This window comes from Plantibacter sp. ME-Dv--P-122b (assembly GCF_030209375.1).
GTDB lineage: Bacteria > Actinomycetota > Actinomycetes > Actinomycetales > Microbacteriaceae > Plantibacter.
The window spans coordinates 173,603-197,559 of record NZ_JARVSC010000011.1 but is presented as its reverse complement, the minus strand read 5'-3'; the positions used below and the strand labels follow the sequence as shown (position 1 = coordinate 197,559).

18 protein-coding genes and 1 tRNA gene are annotated in these 23,957 nt (G+C 70.0%); 14 read left to right on the top strand and 5 right to left on the bottom strand.

Translation table 11 applies throughout. The features are described 5' to 3' along the window. Positions 1–81: 81 nt before the first annotated feature. From kdpB to QRN19_RS18105, 7 genes are all read left to right on the top strand, one after another. A complete protein-coding gene (gene kdpB, locus QRN19_RS18135) occupies positions 82–2,247 on the top strand; it encodes a potassium-transporting ATPase subunit KdpB (protein ID WP_285028626.1) in 2,166 nt (721 codons plus the stop codon). A gap of 34 nt (positions 2,248–2,281) precedes the next feature. Beyond that, a complete protein-coding gene (gene kdpC, locus QRN19_RS18130; RefSeq protein ID WP_285028625.1) occupies positions 2,282–2,890 on the top strand; it encodes a potassium-transporting ATPase subunit KdpC in 609 nt (202 codons plus the stop codon). Between the two features lie 78 nt (positions 2,891–2,968). Continuing rightward, positions 2,969–5,464 (top strand): sensor histidine kinase, encoded by a 2,496-nt coding sequence (locus tag QRN19_RS18125; protein ID WP_285028624.1) that lies wholly within the window; start codon positions 2,969–2,971, stop codon positions 5,462–5,464. After that, positions 5,461–6,147 carry a response regulator gene (locus QRN19_RS18120; RefSeq protein ID WP_285028623.1) on the top strand — a complete coding sequence of 229 codons (687 nt, stop codon included), beginning with the start codon at positions 5,461–5,463 and terminating at the stop codon, positions 6,145–6,147. Before QRN19_RS18125 ends, QRN19_RS18120 begins: the two co-directional genes overlap by 4 nt. Before the next feature lie 154 nt (positions 6,148–6,301). Next, the gene (locus tag QRN19_RS18115; protein WP_138946135.1) at positions 6,302–6,754 is read left to right on the top strand and encodes an SRPBCC family protein; all 453 of its coding nucleotides are present in this window, start codon (positions 6,302–6,304) and stop codon (positions 6,752–6,754) included. After that, positions 6,744–6,884 carry a hypothetical protein gene (locus QRN19_RS18110; RefSeq protein ID WP_285028622.1) on the top strand — a complete coding sequence of 47 codons (141 nt, stop codon included), beginning with the start codon at positions 6,744–6,746 and terminating at the stop codon, positions 6,882–6,884. Before QRN19_RS18115 ends, QRN19_RS18110 begins: the two co-directional genes overlap by 11 nt. 132 nt (positions 6,885–7,016) lie before the next feature. Further along, positions 7,017–8,252, top strand: a complete 1,236-nt coding sequence (locus QRN19_RS18105) for an MFS transporter (RefSeq protein WP_285028620.1) — start codon at positions 7,017–7,019, stop codon at positions 8,250–8,252. Between the two features lie 139 nt (positions 8,253–8,391). Here the strand turns inward: QRN19_RS18105 and QRN19_RS18100 are convergent, their stop codons facing one another. Further along, positions 8,392–9,846 (bottom strand): threonine/serine exporter family protein, encoded by a 1,455-nt coding sequence (locus QRN19_RS18100; RefSeq protein WP_285028636.1) that lies wholly within the window; start codon positions 9,844–9,846, stop codon positions 8,392–8,394. A 146-nt stretch (positions 9,847–9,992) separates the two neighbouring features. On the opposite strand from QRN19_RS18100, the gene QRN19_RS18545 reads away from it, so the two are divergent. From QRN19_RS18545 to QRN19_RS18085, 3 genes are all read left to right on the top strand, one after another. Further along, a complete protein-coding gene (locus tag QRN19_RS18545; RefSeq protein ID WP_285028619.1) occupies positions 9,993–11,303 on the top strand; it encodes a DUF222 domain-containing protein in 1,311 nt (436 codons plus the stop codon). A gap of 204 nt (positions 11,304–11,507) precedes the next feature. Then, positions 11,508–12,932 carry an APC family permease gene (locus tag QRN19_RS18090; protein ID WP_285028635.1) on the top strand — a complete coding sequence of 475 codons (1,425 nt, stop codon included), beginning with the start codon at positions 11,508–11,510 and terminating at the stop codon, positions 12,930–12,932. 83 nt (positions 12,933–13,015) lie between these two features. Further along, entirely contained in the window at positions 13,016–14,386 is a 1,371-nt protein-coding gene (locus QRN19_RS18085; protein WP_285028618.1) for an LLM class flavin-dependent oxidoreductase, read from the top strand. Between the two features lie 235 nt (positions 14,387–14,621). On the opposite strand, the gene QRN19_RS18080 is transcribed toward QRN19_RS18085, so the two are convergent. After that, positions 14,622–15,713 (bottom strand): alpha/beta fold hydrolase, encoded by a 1,092-nt coding sequence (locus QRN19_RS18080; RefSeq protein ID WP_285028617.1) that lies wholly within the window; start codon positions 15,711–15,713, stop codon positions 14,622–14,624. Positions 15,714–16,068: 355 nt separating this feature from the next. Here QRN19_RS18080 and QRN19_RS18075 point away from each other — a divergent pair. Together QRN19_RS18075 and QRN19_RS18070 are read left to right on the top strand one after the other, a co-directional pair. After that, positions 16,069–16,142, top strand: a tRNA-Gly gene (locus QRN19_RS18075). 35 nt (positions 16,143–16,177) lie between these two features. Next, positions 16,178–16,600 (top strand): NUDIX domain-containing protein, encoded by a 423-nt coding sequence (locus tag QRN19_RS18070; RefSeq protein WP_285028616.1) that lies wholly within the window; start codon positions 16,178–16,180, stop codon positions 16,598–16,600. Positions 16,601–16,671: 71 nt separating this feature from the next. On the opposite strand, the gene QRN19_RS18065 is transcribed toward QRN19_RS18070, so the two are convergent. The 3 genes from QRN19_RS18065 to QRN19_RS18055 all read right to left on the bottom strand — a co-directional run bounded on the left by QRN19_RS18065 (position 16,672) and on the right by QRN19_RS18055 (position 18,299). Next, positions 16,672–17,217, bottom strand: coding sequence for a GNAT family N-acetyltransferase (locus QRN19_RS18065; protein WP_285028615.1), 546 nt, complete (start codon positions 17,215–17,217; stop codon positions 16,672–16,674). Positions 17,218–17,225: 8 nt separating this feature from the next. Further along, on the bottom strand, positions 17,226–17,678 hold the full coding sequence (locus QRN19_RS18060) for a VOC family protein (RefSeq protein ID WP_285028614.1): 453 nt from the start codon (positions 17,676–17,678) through the stop codon (positions 17,226–17,228). A gap of 267 nt (positions 17,679–17,945) precedes the next feature. Further along, complete coding sequence (locus tag QRN19_RS18055) at positions 17,946–18,299, bottom strand: hypothetical protein (RefSeq protein WP_285028612.1); 354 nt, start codon at positions 18,297–18,299, stop codon at positions 17,946–17,948. A gap of 133 nt (positions 18,300–18,432) precedes the next feature. On the opposite strand from QRN19_RS18055, the gene QRN19_RS18050 reads away from it, so the two are divergent. Further along, positions 18,433–19,254, top strand: a complete 822-nt coding sequence (locus tag QRN19_RS18050) for a sulfite exporter TauE/SafE family protein (RefSeq protein WP_285028610.1) — start codon at positions 18,433–18,435, stop codon at positions 19,252–19,254. 453 nt (positions 19,255–19,707) lie between these two features. Continuing rightward, the gene (locus tag QRN19_RS18045) at positions 19,708–23,943 is read left to right on the top strand and encodes a DUF7933 domain-containing protein (RefSeq protein WP_285028608.1); all 4,236 of its coding nucleotides are present in this window, start codon (positions 19,708–19,710) and stop codon (positions 23,941–23,943) included. Positions 23,944–23,957: the final 14 nt, after the last annotated feature.

The window sequence follows — 23,957 nt, the reverse complement described above, 5'->3', positions numbered from 1 at the left end:
GCACACCGCGTGATCATCACCGCACTCACCTCCTTCCCCGTACTCGCGCCAGGTCTCCTGGCGGAAGGGCTGTCATAAACCATGTCCACCACGCACACGCTTCCCGCCCCGGCGGAACCCGAGCAGGAGCAGGACCACCACCACGAGCCCGCGAAGGCCGCATTCGGTCCGGCGCAGCTGCTCGCCGCGACCCCGGGCGCCTTCCGCAAACTCGACCCGCGGCTCATGGTCAAGAACCCGGTCATGTTCATCGTCGAGGTCGGCGCGGCGCTGACCACCGTCCTCGCGATCGCCGAGCCGTTCCTCGGTGGCGCGCAGGAGTCGGGCGGCTCGGCCGTGCCGGCGTCGTTCACCTGGGGCATCGCCATCTGGCTGTGGCTCACGGTCGTCTTCGCGAACCTCGCGGAGTCCGTCGCCGAGGGTCGCGGCAAGGCGCAGGCCGACAGCCTCCGCAAGACGCGCACCTCGACCATGGCGAACCAGGTCACGGACTACGACGCCTCGGCGGATCCGTCCGCGGAGCACACGGCCACCGGCCAGGTCTCCTCGGCGGACCTCACGCTCGGCGACATCGTCGTGGTGACCGCCGGCGAACTCGTCCCGGGCGACGGCGACATCGTCTGGGGCATCGCCTCGGTCGACGAGTCGGCGATCACGGGCGAGTCGGCGCCGGTCGTCCGCGAGTCCGGCGGCGATCGCAGTGCCGTCACGGGCGGCACCCGCGTGCTGTCCGACCGCATCGTCGTCCGCATCACCTCGAAGCCCGGCGAGACCTTCGTCGACCGCATGATCGGCCTCGTCGAGGGTGCGGCGCGGCAGAAGACGCCGAACGAGATCGCGCTCAACATCCTGCTCGCGAGCCTGTCGATCGTGTTCGTGGTCGTCGCGCTGACGCTCAACCCGATCGCCTCCTATGCGGCGGCTCCCGTCAGCGTCCCGGTCCTCATCGCCCTCCTCGTCTGCCTCATCCCCACGACCATCGGCGCCCTGCTCTCGGCGATCGGCATCGCCGGCATGGACCGACTCGTGCAGCGGAACGTGCTCGCGATGTCCGGCCGCGCGGTCGAGGCCGCCGGCGACGTCACGACCCTGCTGCTCGACAAGACCGGCACCATCACCTACGGCAACCGCCAGGCGGTCGAGTTCATCGCCCTCCGCGGTGTCACGCCGGAGGAGCTCGCGCAGGCCGCAGCCCGGTCCTCGCTCAGCGACCCGACGCCCGAGGGCAAGTCGATCGTCGACCTCGCGGCCGAGCGTGGCATCCACCTGGACGGGTCCGGGGCTGGCGAGATCGTCCCGTTCACCGCGCAGACCCGCATGAGCGGCCTCGACCAGCCGGACGGCGCACAGATCCGCAAGGGTGCCGGCTCGGCCGTACTGGCCTGGGTGGAGTCGTTCGGCCCCCTCGCCGAGGCGACCCGCGCCGAGCTCCAGGAGCACGTCGAGGCGGTGTCCGCCGGCGGCGGCACCCCGCTCGTCGTCGCGCAGACCGACACCACCGGCACTGCGCGGGTGCTCGGCGTCGTCCGCCTGAAGGACGTCGTCAAGGCCGGCATCGCGGAGCGGTTCGCCGAGCTGCGCGCCATGGGCATCCGCACGGTCATGATCACCGGTGACAACCCGCTCACCGCCAAGGCGATCGCCGCCGAGGCCGGAGTCGACGACTTCCTGGCCGAGGCGACGCCCGAGCAGAAGCTCGAGCTCATCCGCAAGGAGCAGGAGGGCGGCAACCTCGTCGCGATGACCGGTGACGGCACGAACGACGCTCCGGCGCTCGCGCAGGCCGACGTCGGTGTCGCGATGAACACGGGCACCTCCGCTGCGAAGGAGGCCGGCAACATGGTCGACCTCGACTCCGACCCGACGAAGCTCATCGACATCGTCCGGATCGGCAAGCAGCTGCTCATCACGCGAGGCGCCCTCACGACGTTCTCGATCGCGAACGACGTCGCCAAGTACTTCGCGATCATCCCGGCCATGTTCGCCGGGGTGTTCCCGGGGCTCGCGCTGCTCAACATCATGCAGCTGCACTCCCCCGCGTCGGCGATCCTCTCGGCGATCATCTTCAACGCGATCATCATCGTCATCCTGATCCCACTGGCCCTCCGCGGTGTGAAGTACCGACCGCTCAGCGCCTCGAAGGTCCTCAGCCGGAACCTGTTGGTCTACGGACTCGGCGGTGTGATCGCGCCGTTCATCGGCATCAAGCTGATCGACCTCGTCGTCACTCTCATCCCCGGCTTCTGAGCCCCACCCAGCACACGAAAGCAGACAGATCATCATGAGTGCCTCCCGCAGCGGCATCGCCCAGTACTGGGTCGCCATCAGGGCCATGCTCGCCCTCACCGTCGTCCTCGGCGTCGGCTACCCCCTCATCGTCACCGGCATCGGGCAGGCGACGATGTCCTGGCAGGCGAACGGATCCGCCGTCACCGAGGGTGACAAGACGGTCGGCTCGGCGCTCATCGGGCAGTCGTACACCGACGCCGACGGCAAGCCGCTGCCGCAGTGGTTCCAGTCGCGTCCGTCGGCGGCCGGCGACGGCTACGACGGCGGTGCGTCGAGCGGCAGCAACCTCGGGCCGGAGAACCCCGACCTCGTCGCCTCGATCGAGGAGCGCCGCGCCGCCATCGCGTCCTTCGAGGACGTCGATCCGTCGAGCATCCCCGCCGACGCACTGACGGCCTCCGCGTCCGGTCTCGATCCGCACATCAGCCCGGCCTACGCACTGCTGCAGGTGCCCCGTGTCGCCGCCGAGCGCGGCCTCGACGAGGGCGAGGTCCGTGCCCTCGTCGAGCGCCTGACGCAGGGCCCCGACCTCGGCTACCTTGGGGAGTCCACGGTCAACGTCCTGCAGCTCAACCTCGCCGTGGCCGGACTGAACGGATAACACCATGCAGCGCGGACGACACAGCGCGGCCCGAGGGGCCGGCAGGCAGAGCGCCATGCTCCAGGAGAACTGAACACCATGCAGCGCGGACGACTCCGGGTGCTCCTCGGCGCGGCCCCCGGGGTCGGCAAGACCTACGCCATGCTCGAGGAGGGGCACCGCCTCGCCGGGGAGGGCGTCGACGTGGTCGTCGCGGTCGTCGAGACCCACGGTCGGGCCGCGACCGCCGCCCTGACGGAGGGGCTCGAGACGCTGCCGCGTCGGGGCGTCGAGCACCGGGGTGTGACGCTCGACGAGATGGACCTCGAGGCCGTCCTCGCTCGCCGCCCCGGACTCGCGCTCGTCGACGAGCTGGCCCACACGAACGCCCCCGGCTCCACGAACGACAAGCGTTGGCAGGACGTCGAGGCCCTGCTCGCCGCCGGTGTCTCCGTGCTCTCGACGGTGAACATCCAGCACATCGAGTCGCTGAACGACGTCGTCCGGCAGATCACCGGGGCGCCGCAGCGGGAGACGATCCCCGACGCCGTGCTGCGGGCGGCCGACCAGATCGAACTCATCGACCTCGCTCCACAGGCCCTCCGCGACCGGCTCGCCGGCGGCCGGGTCTACCCGGCCGAGCGGATCGATGCCGCCCTGTCGAACTACTTCCGCCTCGGTAATCTCACGGCCCTGCGCGAGCTGGCGCTGCTGTGGCTGGCGGACGAGGTCGACTCCGCCCTCCGCGACTACCGCGCCGAGCACGGCATCGACAGCACCTGGGAGGCGCGCGAGCGGGTCGTCGTGGCTCTCACCGGCGGTCCGGAGGGCGAGACCCTGCTCCGACGCGGCGCCCGGATCGCAGCCCGCTCCTCCGGTGGCGAGCTCATCGCGGTGCACGTGACGACGCAGGACGGCCTCCGCACCGCGAACCCCGGCGCGCTCGCGCAGCAGCGAGCGCTCGTCGACACCCTCGGCGGCACCTTCCACCAGGTGGTCGGCGATGACGTACCGCGCGCGCTCGTGGACTTCGCGAAAGCGGCGAACGCGACGCAGCTCGTCATCGGTGTCAGCCGACGCAGTCGCCTGTCCGCCGCCGTCACGGGGCCCGGCATCGGCAACACGGTCATCCGCGAGTCGGGGAACATCGACGTCCACATCGTCAACCACGAGGCGGCGGGCGGCCGGTTCCGTCTGCCGAAGCTCGGCGGCGCTCTGAGCGCACGGCGTCACATCGCCGGCTTCGCGCTCGCGCTCATCGGCGGTCCGCTCGTCACCTGGCTGCTCCACCTCGCCCGCACCGAGGAGTCGATCACGAGCGAGGTGCTCTCCTACCAACTCCTCGTCGTGCTCGTCGCGCTCGTGGGCGGGTTCTGGCCGGCGGTGTTCGCGGCCGTCCTGTCCGGGGTCACACTCGACTTCGTCTTCGTCCAACCGCTCTACACCGTGACCATCGACGATCCGGCGCACCTCGTCGCACTCGTGCTCTACGTCGTCATCGCGGTCATCGTGAGCGGGGTCGTCGACCTCTCGGCGCGACGGGCTCGCACGGCCAGGCGCGCGGCGGCGGAGTCCGAGCTGCTCGCGACGGTCGCGGGCAGCGTGCTCCGCGGCGAGGGTGCCCTGCAGGCGCTCGTCAGCCGGACCCGCGAGTCCTTCTCGCTCGCCGGGGTGCGCCTCGTGACGGGTGAGCAAGTCCTCGCGGTCGACGGCGAACCGACCCGCGGCGGCGATTTCACGAGCATCCCGATCGGCACCCGCGCGGTGCTCGAACTCCACGGCGGGGTGCTCGCCGCGTCCGACCGCCGTCTGCTCGCCGTCATCGCGGCGCAGCTCGACGCCTCGCTCGAACACACCGATCTCCGTGCGACCGCCCAGGAGGTCGGCCCACTGGCCGCGACCGACCGGGTGCGGAGCGCGCTGCTCTCGGCGGTCAGCCACGACCTCCGGCGCCCCCTCGCCGCTGCGACCGCCGCCGTCACCGGCCTGCGCGCGACCGACGTCGAGCTCACCACGGCGGACCGCCGCGACCTCCTCGAGACCGCGGACGACAGCCTGCGCACGCTCGCGGCCCTCGTCACCAACCTGCTCGACGTGAGTCGTCTCCAAGCCGGCGTGCTCGCCGTGACCGTCGCGCCGATCGACGTCGAGGATGCGATCCTGCCGGCGTTCGACGAGCTCGGCATCGGGCCGCAGGACGCCGAGCTCGACCTCGCCCCCGGCCTCCCGCCCGTCCTCGCGGACGCCGGCCTCCTCCAGCGCGTCATCGTGAACCTCCTGACGAACGCGCAGCGCTTCAGCCCGGACGACACCCCCGTGCGGATCGCGACGAGCGGGTTCCGCGACGTCGTCGAGATCCGCATCGTCGATCACGGCCCGGGCATCGCGCCCGACCGACGGGAGGACGTGTTCGTCCCCTTCCAGCGGCTCGGCGACACCGACAACCTCACCGGTCTCGGCCTGGGACTCGCGCTGTCGAAGGGCTTCATCGAGGGGATGGGTGGCACACTCGAACCCGAGGACACGCCGGGCGGTGGCCTCACCATGGTGGTCTCACTGCCCGCAGCCCGAACCGAGGAGTCGACGCGTCGATGAAGATCCTGATCGCCGACGACGACCCGCAGATCCTCCGGGCCCTGCGCATCACCCTCACCGCTCGCGGCTACGAGATCGTCACGGCCGAGGACGGCACCGCTGCGCTCAACGCCGCGACGACCCACCGCCCCGACCTCTACCTCCTCGACCTCGGCATGCCTGGGCTCGACGGGCGGCAGGTGATCGAGGGCCTCCGCGGCTGGACCGATGCGCCCATCCTCGTGGTGTCCGGTCGCGCCGGCTCGACGGACAAGGTCGAGGCACTCGACGCCGGAGCCGACGACTACGTGACGAAGCCCTTCGCGATCGACGAGCTGCTCGCCAGGATCCGCGCGCTCACCCGACGGGTACCCGGCGCCGAGACCGAACCGACCGTGCGGTTCGGCGACATCGTGGTCGATCTCGCCGCGAAGCAGGTCACCAAGCAGAGCCCCGGTGCGTCCCCGGCCACCGTCCGCCTGACGCCGACGGAGTGGCAGGTGCTCGAGCTGCTCATCCGGAACGCCGGCAAGCTCGTGACCCGACAGATGCTGCTCACGGAGATCTGGGGTCCGACACACGTGACCGACACCGGCTACCTGCGCCTCTACATCGCGCAGCTGCGGAAGAAGCTCGAGCCGGAGCCCGCCACCCCCCGCCACCTGCTCACCGAGGCCGGTATGGGGTACCGCTTCCAGCTCTGAACGAGCGCTCGCGGCGAGCCGGCCAGGGTAACAGGTTGCAGCGCCCGAGGCCATGCCCCCGGAATCGCAGCTTGCACGCGTACCGTCGCAGTCGCGTCCGGGCTTTCCGGACGAGACCCATGCAGGTACCGCAGAACCAGAGAGGATGGCGCCCATGACCCAGGTCATCGAAACCATCGACGTCGACGTTCCCGTCTCCGTCGCCTACAACCAGTGGACCCGCTTCGAGGACTTCCCCAAGTTCCTCGACGAGGTCGACTCGATCACGCAGGTCACCGACACCCTCACGGAGTGGACGGTCAGCGTCGCCGGACAGACCCGCACCTTCGAGGCGGAGATCACCGAGCAGCACCCCGACGAGCGCGTCGCCTGGAACAGCACCGGCGGCGAGGCGGACCACGCCGGCGTCGTCACCTTCCACCGCCTGGAGGACGCCAAGACGCGTGTCACCGTGCAGCTGGACTGGGAGCCCAAGGGCCTCCTCGAGCACCTCGGCTCAGCCGTGGGTGTGGCCGGTCACGCGGTCAAGAAGGACCTCGGCAACTTCAAGCAGCTCGTCGAATCCGAGGGCCAGACCGGACAGGGATGGCGTGGCGATGTCGAGTGACGGCCCCCGCCCCGGTCCCCCGCCCACGCACGACGACGACGTGAAGCACGACGTGCCGAAGCCCGAGGAGGTCGACCCCGAGACGGGGACCGACGCCGACGGCGACCCCGTCGAGAACCCGTCGGGCTGATCGTCCGGCGTCGGCCCGTCCGAGGCGCGCACCGCCCCGAGACGGGGACCGACGCCGAGGGCGACCCCGTCGAGAACCCGTCGGGCTAGCAACACGCCCGTCACACCGCATCACCGCCTCTAGGCTCGGAGCATGAGTGCTCGCGCCGGTCAGGCGAACCCCCGCCCCGCGCTGTCCGCCCCTCTTCGGCGGCGGCGCGGGGCGATCTTCGTCTTCATGCTCACCGTCGGCGTCGGCCTGTCGTCCTTCATCGTGCGGACGCCCGCCGTCCGCGACCTCGTGCACGCGAGCACCGCCGAGATGGGTCTCATCCTCTTCGGCATCTCCGTCGGGTCGATGACGGGCATCCTGTCGTCCGCGGCGCTCGTGCGCCGGTTCGGCGCGCGTCGCCCGATCATCATCGGCGGAGCGGCGTTCGTCATCGGGCTCGCCCTCCTCGCCCTCATGGCGGGTGCCGGGCAGGGCGTCGGCGTCTTCCTCGGTCTGATCGGCATCGGCCTGGGCTTCGGTCTCGCCGAGATCGCGATCAACATCGAGGGCGCGATGATCGAGCAGTTGTCCGGGCGGTCCATCCTGCCCGTGCTCCACGGTTGTTACAGCCTCGGGTCCGTCATCGGCTCCGTGGCCGGCATCGCGCTCACAGCGATCGCCTTCCCCGTGACGATCCATCTGCTGATCGTCGCGGCCGTCGCACTGGCGGCGCTGCTGTGGGCGATCCCGAAGATCCCGGCCGAGACCGGACGACAGTCGGACACGGGTGCCGGCTCCCCCGGGATCCGTGCGCAGCTCGCGGTCTGGCGGCAGCAGCGCGTGATCTTCCTCGGGCTCATCGTGCTCGCCCTCGCGCTGGCCGAGGGTGCCGCCGGCGACTGGTTGCCGCTCATCATGGTCGACGGGCACGGCACCACGGCGGCCGTCGGATCGATCGTCTTCGCCGGGTTCGCACTCGCCATGACGATCGGTCGCTTCGCCGGCGAGCCGCTCCTCGCCCGCTTCGGCAAGGCCAACGTGCTGCGGGTGAGCGCGCTGGTGTCGGCGGTCGGGATCGCGCTCGTCGTGTTCTCCGACAGTGTGCTCGTCGCGGGGCTCGCGGTGCTGCTCTGGGGGCTCGGTGCGGCGCTCGGCTTCCCGGTGACCCTCTCGGCGGCGGGTGAGAGTGACGATCCGACGACGACCGTGGGGGCGGTGGCCTCGGCCGGCTACGTCGCGTTCCTCGTCGGTCCGCCGCTGCTCGGCTTCCTCGGGGAGCACTTCGGTCTGCGCGGCGCGATGATCGTCGTGCTCGCCGTCGTCGTCCTGGCGTCGTTCCTGACGTCCGCGGCGAAACCCCAGGAGCGGCAGCGGACGGCCTCCCCTACCGGCCCCTGAGGGGAAAACCACCGGTCCTTGAGCCTGTCGAAGGGCGGCCCCACCCCTGTCCCTGAGTAACAACCGCTGGTCCCTGAGCCTGTCGAAGGGCGCACTTCGACAAGCTCAGTGACCGGGGACCGCTCAGTGGCCGGGCTGCTCAGCGCGGGTGGCGCTTGGAGCGCCGGATGTACCCGGGCAGCAGCACGCGACCTGAGACACCCGTACGGCGCGCGAGCAGCTCGCCGAGTGTCACCCCCGCTGCGAGGGCGAGACCGGTGAGCCCCGCCTGCAGGAGCTGCTCGGACCCCTCGGATCCCTGCTCGCCGTTCACGAGGGCGAGCATGCCGCGGTAGATCGCGAGCCCGGGTAGCAGTGGAACGATCCCGCAGATCGTGAGGATGATCGCGGGGATCCGCAGCCGCGGGCCGAGGGCCTCCGCAGCGAACCCGATCACGAGTGCGGCGAGCGCACTTGCGGCCGCCGGGGCGACGCCGCTCCCGGAGACGAGCACGAAGACCGAGAATGCGATCGCCCCGGCCACCCCGGCGAAGAACGCCGCCCGCAGCGCGGCCTGCGACGCCATCGCCCAGGCGGCCGAGGCCACGGCGGCGCCGACGATCTGCACGGCGATCGGCCAGGGGCTGACGGGGACGTCGAACAGCACGAGCGAGATGCCCAGGCGCCGGGCGAGGTCGAGGACGCCACCGATGCCGACGACGATCCCGATGGTGAGGAGCATGACTTCGACGAGGCGTCCGCTGGCGGTGACCGGGAACCCGTTGATCGCGTCGTCGGCCGCTCCCACGAGGGACGCACCGGCGAGGAGGACGACGATGCCGGACGCCACGACGAGGGCTGGCGGCAGGGCCGAGAGGTCGGCCGGGACGTAGGGGCTGAGGATCGAGATGAGGACGGCGACCGTCGTGGCGATGGCCGCTCCGGTGAGCTGGAGGAAGAAGACGGGCAGCTTCCAGACGTTCAGTGCCCGGAACGCGCTGTCGATGAGCGCGGTGGTGGCGGCAGCGAGCAGCATCGAGACGACGCCACCGCCGAGGAGGACGGCGACGGCCGCCGCCATGGTCGACAGCAGCACGGTGACGAAGCCGCGGCGGTAGGTGCGACGTGCGGTGAGGATGCGGTCGAGCTCGCGATGGGCGGTGCCGAGGCGGGCGTGCAGTTCGTCGAGCACCTCCGCCTCCTCGTCGCGGGCGACGTCGGTGACGGTCATGATCGGCTCGGAACGCCGGGTGATCCCTTCGGCGACCACGACGACCTTCGCGAGCCGGTCGAAGTCGGCGGAGGGCGAACGGACGACGCGCAGCACCGTGACCCCCGGTGACCGCTCTGAACCGTCGTGGGCGATGAGGATGGAGGTGAAGGTCAGGTCGACCTGGCATTCGAGGTCGAACGCCCGGCACACGCGGCGGATGGCGTCGGTGACCTCGGCCGCTGCGGCTCCGAGCGCCAGCATCGACTCGCCGATCCGGCCGGCCAGCTCGAGCACTTCGCGCACGGGCCGTTCCGCGTTGAGGCGGACGATCGCCTGCTCGTCGACACCTTCCGGCGCCGCTCCTCGGACTCCCCCGGCCAGCTGACTCAGCAGCGAACGCATACCCACCCGCTCATCGTACGAGCCACCGGTGACGGCGCGATCGCCCTGGTGTTCGACGGTTGTCTGTGCGACGCGATGGGAGCGGCGGGGCAGCCCGGACGCTCCTGATCATCTCGAATGTCAGTGGTCCGTGGTGGACTGGAGTCATGACCGAGACCGCCACGATCCAGGGCCCCGAGGCGCACGAGCGCACGGGCCGTCTGGAGCACTCCGAGCACCCGAGCGACGTGTTCGCTGCTCGGATGGCGTCGTTCACCGATCGGTTCGTCGACCTCGCCCGGCGTCGCGCGGCACTCGACGCCGAGGAGGCGCAGTTGCTCGCCGAGGCGTCCTCGTACGCGGACGCGACTGCTCCGACCCTCGTCTCAGCGAACACCTCGTCGCACGACGCCCGCGACCTCGCGAGGCGCTCGATGTGCGCGTCGCTCGCGATCGCCACGAGGATGTCCGAGCCGACGCTGCAAGCGCGGGTCGGCGACGCCGAGGCGCTCGTCCACCACGCACCCAGCGTGCTCGAGGCGCTCGCGGAGGGTTCCATCAGCGGCGGTCACGCCCGAACGATCACCGACCAGCTGCGCGACGTCCCGGCGGAGGGCCGCGCGGTGTTCCTGGAGCAGGTGCTGCCCGTCGCCCTCCGATCGACGACCGCACGCCTGCGTCAGCGCGCGAGGGTCGTGCGGGAGCGGCTGCACCCCGAATCGATCACCGCCCGACGCACGCGCTCGATCACCGACCGTCGTGTCGAGCTCGAGGCCGCGGCCGACGGCATGGCTTGGCTGCACCTGTTCACCACAGCACCGCTGGCGCACGCGATCAGGAACCGCCTCGACGCCGTCGCCGTTCCCGCACGGGTCGCCGGCGACACCCGCACACTCGCGCAGTTGCGCGCCGACGCCCTGGCCTCCCTCGCCGTCGCCGGCACGGTGCGCGACGACGTCGGCCCCATCCCCGTCGACCCGGAGACGACCGGGGCGTTCACGTGGCTCCCCGGTTCCGCGCCGCTCGACGACGCTGCCAGGATCGCGGAGGAGGCGGTCGCCGCCGGAGCCGAGCCCCTGCTCGCCGAGCCCGTCGGCATCGAGGCCCGCATCCGGGCCACCGTCCAGATGACGGTCCCGGCACTGTCCACCCTCGGCGTCACCGACGAACCCGGGGAACTCGACGGCTACGGCCCGATCGACCCCCACACCGCCGCCCGACTCGCCGTCACGGCGCCGTCGATGATCCGCATCCTCACCCAACCGGAACGGGAGCCGTCGTGTCCGTCGGACGCGAGCAGTACCGGGTACCGGCCGACCTGGCGCGTGCCGTCCGCCTGCGAGACACCACGTGTCGGGCTCCGGGCTGCGGACGAGCCGCCCGGAGCTGCGACCTCGACCACTCGGTCGCCTGGCAGGACGGCGGCACGACAGCTGTCGACAATCTGGCCTGTCTCTGCCGACATCATCACCGACTGAAACACCTGCCGGGTTGGAACCTCGAACATCGTCCCGGCGGCATCCTCACCTGGACCACACCCGACGGCCGACGACACGAGACCAGACCGGAGCTCGCCGAGACGGGGTGAGGGCGAGCGCGCCGAATGCTCCTCGCACCCACGGTTACCATGGATACCCGTGACTGATCGCCGACTCCCGCTCCTCGCGCAGCTGCGCCGGCGCATGCCGCTCGTCCGACTCGGGACGGATCCCGCCGAGTCGGGGACGTCGCTCCGCCGATCGCTCGGCGTCTGGCAACTCACGATGATCAGCGTCGGCGCGACGCTCGGCACCGGCATCTTCGTCGTCCTCGGCACCGCCGTCCCGCTCGCCGGACCCGCCGTCTGGATCGCGTTCGCGGTCGCCGGACTCGCGGCACTCCTGTCCGCGCTGTCCTATGCCGAGATGGCAGGGTCGGTGCCCGTCTCCGGATCCAGCTACTCCTACGCCTACGCGACGATGGGTGAGGGCGTCGCCTGGGTGTGCGGGTGGTGCCTCGTGCTCGAGTACGGGGTCTCCGTCGCGGCGGTCGCCGTCGGTGCCGGGCAGTACGTGAACGAGGCGCTCGCGGTGTTCGGCCTGGGACTGCCGCCGGCACTCGCGAACCCGATCGGCGTCGCCGGCGGACTGATCAACCTGCCGGCCGCCGCCCTCGTCCTGCTCGCGATGCTGCTGCTCGTCCGCGGTGCGAAGGACAGCGCCTGGGCGAACACGATCATGGTGTTCGTGAAGCTCGCCGTACTGCTCGTCTTCGTCGTCATCGCGTTCTCGGCGTTCTCGCTCGGCAACTTCGAACCGCTCGCGCCCATGGGGGTCGCTGGCATCGCGGCAGCCTCCAGCCGACTGTTCTTCTCCTACATCGGCTTCGATGCGGCGTCGACCGCCGGCGACGAGGCGACGAACCCGCGTCGCGACCTGCCGCGCGCGATCATCCTGTCGATGGTGATCGTCACCGCCGTCTACATCCTCGTCGCCATCGCCGCGATCGGCGCCCGGCCATGGACCGAGTTCGCCGACGACGAGTCCGCGTTCGTCGGCATCCTCACCGAGATCACCGGACAGCCGATCGTCGCGCTCTTCTTCTCCATCGGCGCGGTCATCGCGATCGCGAGCGTGGTGCTCACCGTCTACTACGGGCAGACGCGCATCCTGTACCGGATGGCACAGGACGGCATGGTGCCGAGGGTGTTCTCGCGCGTGGGTCGCCGCAGCGGGACGCCCGTCGCCGGGACCGTCATCGTCGGTGCGGTCGTCGCGGTGGTCGCCGCCCTCATCCCCCTCGGCGAGCTCGCCGACGCCACGAGCATCGGCACGCTGTTCGCGTTCGCCCTCGTGAACCTCTCGGTCATCCTGCTGCGTCGCCTGCGCCCGGATCTCGACCGCAGCTACTCCGTACCGCTGTTCCCGGTGGTCCCCGCGCTCGGCATCGTCATGTGCCTCGGGTTGATGGTGTCGCTCGGCGGGACGACCTGGATCGTGTTCCTCATCTGGATGCTCGTCGGCGCCGCGCTCTATCTCGGATACGGGCGCCGGCACTCGACGGTGGGTGCGCTCAGCGACGCGGAGTACGCCGAGGCGATCGCGGCGGAGGACACCTCGCACAGGTAGCGCCCTGCGCCCAGATGACGCCCTGTTACGTGCGAGGCCGATTGCCAGGCGACGCCGGGGACTCGTGATGCAGGATCGTCCGTATGACCCGACAGATCCGATTCAACGCCTTCGACATGAACTGCGTCGCCCACCAGGCGTCGGGGATGTGGCGTCACCCCGACGACCGCTCGAGCACCTACAAGGACCTCTCCTACTGGACGGACCTGGCGCAGCTGCTCGAGCGCGGGAACTTCGACGGCATCTTCATCGCCGACGTCCTCGGCACGTACGACGTCTACGGCGACAGCAACGAGGCCGCGATCCGCAACGGCGCGCAGGTGCCGGTGAACGACCCGATCCTGCTCGTGTCGGCGATGGCCGCGGTGACGAAACACCTCGGCTTCGGGGTCACGGCCGGCACCGCCTACGAGCACCCGTACCCGTTCGCGCGACGCATGTCGACGCTCGACCACCTGACCAAGGGGCGGGTCGGCTGGAACGTCGTCACCGGCTACCTGCCGAGTGCGGCACGCAACATGGGGCACGACGACCAGCTCGAGCACGACGAGCGGTACGACGTCGCAGACGAGTACCTCGAGGTCCTCTACAAGCTGTGGGAGGGCTCGTGGGAGGACGACGCCGTCGTCCGCGACCGCGAGACGGGCGTCTTCACCGATCCGACGAAGGTCCACGAGATCGGCCACTTCGGCAAGCACTACACGGTGCCCGGCATCCATCTGTCCGAGCCGTCCAAGCAGCGCACGCCGGTGATCTACCAGGCCGGTGCGTCGCCGCGCGGCATCCAGTTCGCCGCTGGCAACGCGGAGGCGATCTTCGTCGGCGCGTCGACGAAGGCCGGCTTGAAGGCGACGGTCGGCCGCATCCGTGACGCCCTCGAGGCCGCCGGTCGCGACCGGTACTCGGCGAAGATCTACACGCTGCTGACGATCATCACCGACGAGACGAGCGAGAAGGCCCAGGCGAAGCACGAGGACTACCTGCAGTACGCGTCGCAGGAGGGTGCACTCGTGTTCATGTCGGGCTGGATGGGCATCGACCTGTCGCAGTACGACCCGGAGGAGCCGATCGGCAACGTGAAGAGCAACGCCATCCAGTCGGCGGTCGCCAACTACCAGGCGGCCAACGAGGAAGGAGGCGAGTTCAAGGTGAAGGACATCGCACGCATGGGGGCGATCGGTGGGCTCGGTCCGCGGATCGTCGGCAGTGCGTCGGAGATCGCCGACACCCTGCAGGAGTGGGTGGAGGAGACCGACGTCGACGGCTTCAACCTCGCCTACGCGATCACGCCGGGCACCTTCGAGGACATCGTCGAGTTCGTCATCCCGGAGCTGCGTCGTCGAGGTGCCTACCCCGAGGAGTACGTCGAGGGCAGCCTGCGGCACAAGCTCCACGGTCGTGGCGACCGTCTCCCCGAGGAGCACACCGGGGCCCGCTACCGCTACGCGAAGTAGGACGAGCCACCGGTCCCTGAACCCCAACCACCCCGGTCCCTGAGCCCCACCCCGGTCCCTGAGCCCCAGCCACCCCGGTCCCTGAGCCCCACCCCGGTCCCTGAGCCTGTCGAAGGGCACCACCCACCCAACCGACTACGTCCCGCTCCCCCAGCCCCCGGTCCCTGAGCCTGTCGAAGGGCACTAAGGACACACCCGGCCCTTCGACAAGCTCAGGGACCGACGAGCACTCCGATCAGCGCGCTTCGAGCCACTCCCGCACAGCCGCTTCGAACGCTTCCGGCGCGACGTTCCACTCCAACCCGTGCGGCGCCGCGTCGACCTCGACGAGCTCGAACGAGGGCGAGCGGCGAGCGACGGCTCGCGTGAGTTCCACGGGGATCGTCGTGTCACCGGGCGAGTGGATCGCGAGCGTCGGCAGACCGTCGATCGGCCCGGCGGACAACGCGCGGACCGGAACCGCGCCGCGCACCCCGGCCGATCGCGCGAGTACCGGCGTCGAGAGCACGGCGAGCGCCGAGTGCACGAGCACCCGCGGCACCCCGGCGACCGCGGCAGCGTGCAGCACCGTCTCACTGAGGCCGAGCATCGGCGAGACGAGGATCGCGCCCTGCACCGCCTCGGGTCGCTCGCGTGCCGCCGCGAGGCTCAGGGCGGCGCCGTAGGACCACCCGCAGACGATGACCCGTCGCGCACCGAGGGCCACGGCGTCGTCGATGGCCGCGACGACGCGCTCGACGTCCGTGGCGTCGGCCCCGGAGCGACGCTCGGCGAACGCGGACCCGAGGCAGGTGACGAGCGATGGCAGACCCGCGTGCTGCACGGCCTGCACGGAGCGGAGAGTCGCGAGCGGCGATGCCCCGAGCCCGTGGGTGTGGACGACCCAGGTGTTGTCATGGGCGGCGCTGTCGGCATCGCCGTCGAACCGCCATGCCCCCGAGGGCGTCCTCGGCACGCGCACCTCGTCCACCCCGAGGTCCGTGGGTGTCACGGCCGCGCCGGTGAATCGAGCACGAGTCACCCCTGCGGGAACGCGACCGCTGAGCACCGTCCGCATCACCGAACCGTCCGTCGTCTCGCGGCCGATCACCGGACCCACGATGACCCGCGACCCGTCGTCGAACTCAAGCCCGTATCGTCCCGGCAGTACCGCCGCTGCGTTCCGTTCGAGCCGCACGGTCATCGGCGACGAGGTCGGCAACACCTCGCTGTCGTGCACACGTCCTGCTCCGATGACGCGCCGGGCGACCATGGCACTCGCGGCTCCGAAGCCTGCGACCGCGACGGTGGCAAGGCCGGCCACGACGACACCTGCACTGCGCTTCACGTCACACCATCAATCCCGTCCCGCCCGGGGAACGGTGAACCAGCCTAGCTCCGAGTACTGGGCTGCTCACTGAGCCGACCCTCGTCACCGAGCCCGCCCCGTCTCTGGCCAGTACTCGCCCCGGTCCCTGAGCCAGCACCAGCCCCGGCCCCTGAGCCTGTCGAAGGGCCCACGACCACACCCCGCCCTTCGACAAGCTCAGGGACCGGACGGCGGCCGCACGCAGGGACCGGACGGCGCCCGCACGCAGGGTCCGGACGGAGACCGCACGCAGGGTCCGAACGGAGACCGCTCGCAGAGGCCGGACGGAGGCCCGCCGGGTCATGTACGATTACTCAGGACGCTCCGGCGCCACGCGGATGTAGTTCAATGGTAGAACTTCAGCTTCCCAAGCTGATAGCGCGGGTTCGATTCCCGTCATCCGCTCCAATTCCCGTGTGGGGGTTCGTCGTAGAGTCGACGACATGCCCTCGATTCGAAACATCTCCGTCGGCCTTCCTCTCCGAGACGGTCACGTTCTCGTCTTGAACGGCGTGGACACCGTGAAGAACCAGGCCTTCCATCGCGCGATCGGGGGCGGCATCGAGTTCGGCGAAACCGCTGAAGCCGCCGTGCGCCGAGAGTTCGTCGAGGAGCTCGGCGTCATGCTGGGCCGCGTGACCCTGCTCGACGTCGCGGAGAACATCTTCGAATACGAAGGTGAGCCGGGCCATGAGATCGCCCATATCTTCGCCGTCGAGTCCGCCGAGATCGACGCCATCCCGCTCGACGCTCAACTGCACGTCCTGGACGAGGGCAGTCCGGTTCGATGGGTGTCGATCAGCGAGACCGATCGCCCCTTCTACCCGGCAGGTGTCACACGCCTCCTCAGCTCGTCCACGAACTGACGACAAGCGGGCTGCGCAAGCTGGGAGGACTCCTGGGTGGCCGTTGCTGCGCTCGTCCGGCGCTCACGGCCTCATCGCGCCAGGTCGTTCTTCACGTCGACTCGCCGTGACAACACCTGGCCCGGCCACGCGTCAGCCCCGTCGCCGACCGTGAACGTCGCGTCACGCTCATAGCCGGAGGCCTCGTAGAACCGGACGAGATCCCCCGAGCCACCCGCGTAGCAGTCCACCCGCATGCGACCGACCCCGGCGGCCTGCGCACGCTCCTCGGCGAATGCCAGCAAGCGGCGACCGGTGCCCTTCACCCGTGGGTCGCGCGAGCCGATCAACACGCGGACGTAGACCTCCGGCTCGGTGGTGGCCGGCACGTACTCGAGCGCCTCGCCCAGCACGAGCGCTCCGCAAACCCCGGCCGTGGGGTGCTCGGCGACCCAGGCATCGGATGAGGCACACCACTGCTCGACACGCGTGATCCAGCGCTCCTGCCCAGATGCAGGTTCGGTACCCCACTGCCGTGTGTTGCCGATCCGCACGAACCAGGCGATTGCTGCGTCGAAGAGCGCCAGCACTGCGCCTGCGTCCGCCGGGACGGCCCGACGGATCCTCAACTCGTCCATCAACGCGCTCAGCTGTGCGTCGTGTTCGCCCGCATCTCCTCGACGGTCATCTCCGGCGCGCCGCCGGCGGCCGCCTCAGGGTCCATCCAGACGAAGTCCCAGTGGTGGCCGTCGAGGTCGTCGAAGCTCTTCGAGTACATGAAGCCATGGTCCTGTTCGCCGGCAGGTGTAGCCCCGCTCGCGATGGCCTGCTCAACGATCGAGTCGACGTCGCCCTTGCTCTCAGCGCTGAGAGCGAGCTGCACCTCCGTGGAGGTGGTGGCGTCGATGATCGACTTGCTCGTGAACTCCGCGAAGAACTCCCGCGTGAGCAGCATCGCCGTGATCGTGTCGCTGATGACCACGCTGATCGCGTTCTCGTCGCTGAACCCCTCATTGATCGAGTACCCGAGTGACTCGAAGAACGCACGTGACCGGGCCAGGTCGCTGACGGGCAGGTTGACGAAGATCATGGTGGGCATCGTGGCCGTCTCTCTCGAGGGTGCCGGCGGCCCGGTGCCGTCGATCGTTGTTGAATGATGGCGAGGATGGTCGATGTCGTCAAGAGTGACCCCACGCGATGCGGCTCGATCAGCGCAGGCGGGTGGTCACGACGGGACGCCCGCGCACGGATTCACGCCTACAGGTGGCGGACAGCAGCCGCCGGAACTCCGAGCACACAACGTCCACGAACGGTCGGGCCCGACGTCGGGTCGTGAGCGAGTGGGAGCCACCGTACCGATACGCGCTCAGCGCGACAACGGTCGCAGCTGGTCCTCGGCCACAGGGAAGGGCACCTCGTCGTACAGCTGCGTGGCGGTCATGTCACCCCAATCGTCCTTCTTCACCCGGATCCCGGCGGTCGAGACCTCTGCGATCCGAACCCGCAACCAGGAGCCGTCCTCCAGACGAAGCTCGTGCGGGTCGGCGAGATAGCCCATGCCGATCTCGTCGAGCGCCTCCTCGGCATGGAACCAGTCCAGCGCATCGGTTCGCTGACGTCCCAGGAGATCGATGACGACGAACCCCTCGCCGACTGGCTTCATCCACCCCAGCCGCTCTCGGTCCTCCGAGCGCCGATGTTCGATCCAGTCCGGTTCCATGCAGCGAGCGTAACGGCCACCCAGGAACAACGCCCGACGGACCGAACACCTCGCCGGGACAGCCTGAATCCTCGAAGACCCCGTTCGACGTCCGCACTACGCATCATCACCCCGACGATTAGGCTGGGCGACTGTGCTCGATGGACCGCTGATCGCCGAATGGCTCCCCGTCTCGGTGGCCGCGCTCGTCGTCCTGCTCCTCGCCGCGGGAGTGGCCGGCTGGGTCGACGCGGTCGTCGGCGGCGGCGGACTGATCCAGCTGCCCGCGCTGGTCATCGCCGTCCCGAGCGACGTCGCGACCCCGTTCATCCTGGGCACGAACAAGCTGTCCTCGTTCTTCGGCACCCTGTCGGCGAGCTGGGTGTACCTGCGCAAGATCAGGGTGCAGCTCGTCCTCTTGATCCCCCTCGTCGCCGGGGCCTATGGCGGATCGACCATCGGCGCCGCCCTGTCGCGGTACGTCCCGCGCGACGTGTTGACGCCCATCGTGCTGGTGGCCGTGATCGCCGTAGCGCTGTACACCCTCTTCAAGCCGACCATGGGCCTGCACCACGAGCCCCGACACGACCGCGCCACCGCCGTCGCCTGGCGGGCCGCGATGATCGGCCTACTGGTGGGGTTCTACGACGGCATCCTCGGACCGGGAACGGGCTCGTTCTTCGTCATCCTCATCGTCGGCGTGCTCGGGTACGGTTTCCTGCAAGCCAGCGTCAACGCGAAGATCGCCAACCTCACCACGAACCTCGCGGCTCTCGTCGTGTACGGGGTGCACGGCGAGGTCCTGCTCGCGCTCGGCCTCGCCATGGCCGTCATGAACATCACCGGCGGGTTCATCGGCGCCCGGATGGCGACGAAACGCGGAAGCGGCTTCGTGCGGATCGTGTTCCTGGTGACCCTGTCCATCCTCATCGTGAAGCTCGCCTGGGACACCGTGGTGCAGTTCACGGGTTCGTGACGCACACGGAACCTCCCCGCTCACCCTCGACCGACCGCCCTCATCGATCGGGATCGGTAGCGGCACCACCGCACTGCGATCGCCAAACAGCTCATTTTGACCCCCAAATGTGGGCCAAAAAGAGGACAGCCAGACCCTTGACCGACGTGTGAAGTATTTCGTACGCTCAAACTAAGGCGGGGGGCCGAGTAGAGAATCTCTCTCCACGCTCTGGGACCACAGGTCTCCCTGTCCGATTCTCTCAATCACGCACATCCTGCCTCGGGCGGATGTCTGCGTTCTCGCTGCTCGAGCGCACCTGGGTCGGACCACAGGAGTCGCTATCTCGTCGGCGACGTCCTGCTGACGTCGCCCTTCCCAGGATGTCTCATGCTCCACAACCGTCTCTTCCGCGCGCGCTCGCACGCAGCCGCCCGCAGCTCACCACCGCGGCGTGGCCGAGGCTTCCCGCTGGTGACGCATGGCGTGGTGCTGGCCATGACGGTCGGACTCTTCTTCGCTCCGGGCGCCTCGGCGGCGACGCCGACACCCCTCGATGAGCCGACGGCGGAACCGGCGCCGTCGGAGACCCAGCCACCCGCCGAGGCCCCGGTCCCCGCGGAGACCCCCGCACCCGCAGAGACGCCTCAGGCACCGGCGCCGGATGATGCAGACCCGTCGCCGGAGACCGAGCAACCGGCACCCGGCGCGGACGAGCCGGCCGATGGGCCGGGGCCGGCCGATGGGCCCGAGCAGGAGTCACCGCCGGACGCGGAGAACCGGTCGGCGGCACCGACCGACGTCTCGCTGTTCGCCGCCGGCGTCCCGGAAGCACCGGCGCAACGCTGGCTCGAGGACTTCGAATCGAGCACCACCCCGGCCCAACTCGGCCCCTACGCCTCGAACCGATTCACTGCCGCCGCGTACTGGCTGAACTACGCGAACTGCAACGGCGTGATCCTGAACTACGCGGTGACCTTCCCGTCCACCGGCTACTGCGGTGCCGCCACCGACGTCGTTCCTCGCAACCAGGCACGACGACTCGCCGACGTCCTCGGCCAGTTCCGACTCGGTGTCGTCGGCAGCACGAGTAACACGGCGCCGACCAACGGGTCGACGACGGGTGCCGCCGGGTCGCAGGCCAACCGCGCGGTGACCGCCCTGACGATGACGGGCGGGACGACGACGGCGAACCAGACGGTCATCGAGTCCACCGCGCCCGTCGGCCTGACGGCGTCGGCGGACCGGTACTACGCCGCCTCGATCGACGTCGCCGAGGATTCCTGCTCGGTGAGGACCGGCGGGGTGAACAACAACTCCCGTCTCGACATCTCCATCCTCCTGGGAGCGACCGCGCAGCCCCTCACCGCGTCGCCGATCGTGGCGTGCAACATCACCGGCGGCCGGTACACCTCTCCCACCCTCTCGAGCGGCTTCGGCACCGAGACCGCGGTCCGGGCCGGCCGGTTCTTCACCGACACGGCCGTCCGCCTCACACCCGCGCAAGCAGCGCAGGCGCGCATCCGGGTCAGCAACCAGATCTCCGCCTCCTCCGGCAACGACTTCGCCTTCGACAACCTGCGCATCGTCGACGCGACACCGAGCCTCGACAAGGCGTTCGCCGCCGACACCGGCACGACGGGCACCCCGACGACGCTGACCTTCACCGTCACGAACACCGCCGAGCTCGCCGCGAAGAACGACTGGGGCTTCACCGACAGTCTGCCGGCCGGACTGGTCGTCGCCCCGACCCCGGCCGTCGGCGGCACCTGCGTCAACGTCACCGGCGCAGCCTTCTCCGTGCAGGCCGGCGCCGGTGCGTCATCGATCGTCGTGTCCGGCGGCGATCTCGCGGCAGGCGCGGCGAGTTGCACCATCAGCGTGAACGTCGTGACGGACACACCCGGCACCTACGTGAACGGTCCGGCGAACGTCAGCACCGTGCTGAACCCGCCCGAGAACGCCTCCCTCGTCGTCGAAGCGTCGGCGCGCATCACGATCAGGACCTCCGTGACCGCTCGCGCGACCGTGGGTGACCAGTTCCGTCTCGCGCTGACGCTCGGCGCGACCGAGATCGCCAGCGCCACGACGACCGGCGCCAACACCGGCGTCCAGACCGAGCAGGTCGGTCCGGTCAACGTCACGCGGGGCAGCGTCTACACGATCGCCGAATCCATCGTGTCGACCGCGACCCTCAACACCTACTCGACGACGTATCAATGCATCCGCGGCACGACCACGGTCGCCACCGGAACGTCGGTCTCCGGTCCCATCACCATTCCGAACGAAGCCGGCGCCGAGATCGTCTGCACCTTCACGAACACCCCGCAATCGGCGACCCTGTACTGCGACGGCAACTACTACTACGCGGTGCGCAACAACGGGTCCATCGCCCAGGTGAACGCCTCGAGCACCGCCGCACCCGCCCAGCTCGTCGGGGCGGTGAGCGGCGCGACCGACATCAACGCCCTCGGGGTGAACGCGAACGGGACGAGCGCCGTCTCGATCGACCGGACCGGGACCAACGCGGTGAACGCCGGTGGCGTCGTCAACTACACGATCGTCAACGGCTCACTCCAGGGGACCCGCACCGCGTTCACCGGGACGCAGGGCTCGTTCCTCGACCGGACCGGCGCGGCCCTCGACGGGACCATCGTCGGCGGCGCGGTCGATCCGCTCAACGGTCGCTTCGTGGTGGGCAAGTCGGCGGCCGGTTCCATGCGCCTCTGGGAGTACACGCCGAACGCCTTGAACAACGGCACCCGCTTCCTCTACCTGGGACAGGTGCTCACGGGGACCACCGCCGGCGAGAACGGCGACATCTCCTTCGACGCGCAGGGCAACCTCCACATCGTGCAGGCAGCGGCCGACTCCAGCAACGTCGGCATGTTCAGCATCACCCGGGAATCCCTCCAGGCGGCCTCCGGCGGGACGCTCCCCTCCAGCGCGACCACCCGCCGCGCGCTGTCCGGCACCGACGCGGGAGCCGCGCTCACCGCCGTGAACGGCATGGCCTTCTCGCCGGCCGGCACGCTCTTCCTCGGGAACGGGACGACGGCCTACCAGTTCGACCCGACGACCTGGGCCCGGGTGCCGAACAGCCCCCGAGCGACCATCGGGACGACGACCATCACGTCCACCGACCTCGCCGGCTGCGCCTCACCGTCGACGCTGTCCGTCGAGAAGAACGTGGTCGGACGCATCAACGCGGCCGACCAGTTCCGGCTCGCCGTGTCGGCGGGCTCGCCGCCCGCTGAGACGACGGTCGCGACGACCAGTGGGACGGCGACCGGGATCCAGAGCACCCGCGTCGGTCCGACTCCGACGCAGATCAACACCACCGTCACCATCTCGGAGAGCATGGCGAGCGGGTCCTCGTCGCCCCTGACCTCGTACACCAGCGTCTACGAGTGCTGGGCCGACGGTGTCCGCATCTCCTCCGGTACCGCGACGTCGGCGGACATCACGATCCCGAACCGGTTGAGTGTGGGCGTGGCGTGCACCTTCTCCAACTCACCGGCGCCGTTCGCGACGGTCCGGGTGACGAAGATCGTCGAGGACTGGAACGGTGCCAACCGGACACCCACGCCCGGCTGGACGATGACCACCACCGCGACCGCCAACACCGGAAGCACCGTCAGCATCCTGCCGTCCCGTAACCCGGCGCAGTCCACCGGACCCGACGGCTCGGCCACCTGGCAGGTGCTGTTCGGTGCGGCGGCGCAACGGGGACGGATCACCGTCGCCGAGACGTCGCAGTCCGGCTTCCGCTACCAGAGCCTCGCGTGCACGGTGAACGGCACCGCCGGAGCGACGACGGTCACGACCGTCGGCAACCAGGTGCGCGGTGCCGTCAACGTCGACATCGGACCGGGCAACGTCGTGGACTGCGTCTACACGAACCGGCCCGTCGCCACGCTGACCCTCGTGAAGAACGTCTCCTTCGGCACCGCCGCTCCCTCGTCCTGGCAGCTGAGCGCCACCCGAAGCGCGTCCACCTCCCTCGCCGGACCGAGTGGCGCAGCCGGCAGCGGATCCGTGAGCGCGGTGGTCGTGTCGGCCGACAGCCCCTACCGGCTGTCGGAGGCGGGCGGTCCTGCGAGTTACGTGCAGGTCGGTGGCTGGTCCTGCGCGACGGAGACCGGCACCGCGGTGCCGGTGACCGCCGCCGGCGACGTCAGTCTGCAGCGGGCGACGAACGTCACGTGTACGGTCACGAACGCCACGGCGACCCTGACCCTGCTGAAGAACGTGCAGAACCCCGCGGCGGGGTTCCAGCCCTCCACCTGGAACGTGACGGCGACGCCGGCCGCGTTCACAGGGCTCGGTGAGACCACGGTCCGAGGCGCGGACTTCGTCGCCTCCGGCAACCCCGCCAGCACCTTCGACGTCCGACCGGGGCACTCGTACACCCTGAGCGAATCGCTCGCCCAGAGCGGGACCCGCCTCGCCTACCAGCAGTTGCGAATCGAACGGCGACAGCCTGACGGCACCTGGACGACGGTGACCTCACCGACGATCACCGCTCCACCCGCCGGGCAGACCGCCGTCTACCGGTTCGTCAACGCGCCCGTCCAACCGACGGCGTTGCCCCGGACCGGAGGCCCGAGCACCGACGCCTTCCTCATCGGCGGATCGACCCTGCTGGCCTTGGCCTTCGTCCTCGCCCTCTGGCAGGGACGTCGTGAGGCGCGAAGGAGGGCGACGTGACACCTTGACCGCCC

What these genes read in the sequence shown, in the direction of transcription:
- kdpB (WP_285028626.1), top strand. Translation starts at nt 82, where the DNA reads ATGTCCACCACGCACACGCTTCCCGCCCCGGCGGAACCCGAGCAGGAG.
- kdpC (WP_285028625.1), top strand. Translation starts at nt 2,282, where the DNA reads ATGAGTGCCTCCCGCAGCGGCATCGCCCAGTACTGGGTCGCCATCAGG.
- QRN19_RS18125 (WP_285028624.1), top strand. Translation starts at nt 2,969, where the DNA reads ATGCAGCGCGGACGACTCCGGGTGCTCCTCGGCGCGGCCCCCGGGGTC.
- QRN19_RS18120 (WP_285028623.1), top strand. Translation starts at nt 5,461, where the DNA reads ATGAAGATCCTGATCGCCGACGACGACCCGCAGATCCTCCGGGCCCTG.
- QRN19_RS18115 (WP_138946135.1), top strand. Translation starts at nt 6,302, where the DNA reads ATGACCCAGGTCATCGAAACCATCGACGTCGACGTTCCCGTCTCCGTC.
- QRN19_RS18110 (WP_285028622.1), top strand. Translation starts at nt 6,744, where the DNA reads ATGTCGAGTGACGGCCCCCGCCCCGGTCCCCCGCCCACGCACGACGAC.
- QRN19_RS18105 (WP_285028620.1), top strand. Translation starts at nt 7,017, where the DNA reads ATGAGTGCTCGCGCCGGTCAGGCGAACCCCCGCCCCGCGCTGTCCGCC.
- QRN19_RS18100 (WP_285028636.1), bottom strand. Translation starts at nt 9,846, where the DNA reads ATGCGTTCGCTGCTGAGTCAGCTGGCCGGGGGAGTCCGAGGAGCGGCG.
- QRN19_RS18545 (WP_285028619.1), top strand. Translation starts at nt 9,993, where the DNA reads ATGACCGAGACCGCCACGATCCAGGGCCCCGAGGCGCACGAGCGCACG.
- QRN19_RS18090 (WP_285028635.1), top strand. Translation starts at nt 11,508, where the DNA reads ATGCCGCTCGTCCGACTCGGGACGGATCCCGCCGAGTCGGGGACGTCG.
- QRN19_RS18085 (WP_285028618.1), top strand. Translation starts at nt 13,016, where the DNA reads ATGACCCGACAGATCCGATTCAACGCCTTCGACATGAACTGCGTCGCC.
- QRN19_RS18070 (WP_285028616.1), top strand. Translation starts at nt 16,178, where the DNA reads ATGCCCTCGATTCGAAACATCTCCGTCGGCCTTCCTCTCCGAGACGGT.
- QRN19_RS18065 (WP_285028615.1), bottom strand. Translation starts at nt 17,217, where the DNA reads ATGGACGAGTTGAGGATCCGTCGGGCCGTCCCGGCGGACGCAGGCGCA.
- QRN19_RS18060 (WP_285028614.1), bottom strand. Translation starts at nt 17,678, where the DNA reads ATGCCCACCATGATCTTCGTCAACCTGCCCGTCAGCGACCTGGCCCGG.
- QRN19_RS18055 (WP_285028612.1), bottom strand. Translation starts at nt 18,299, where the DNA reads ATGGAACCGGACTGGATCGAACATCGGCGCTCGGAGGACCGAGAGCGG.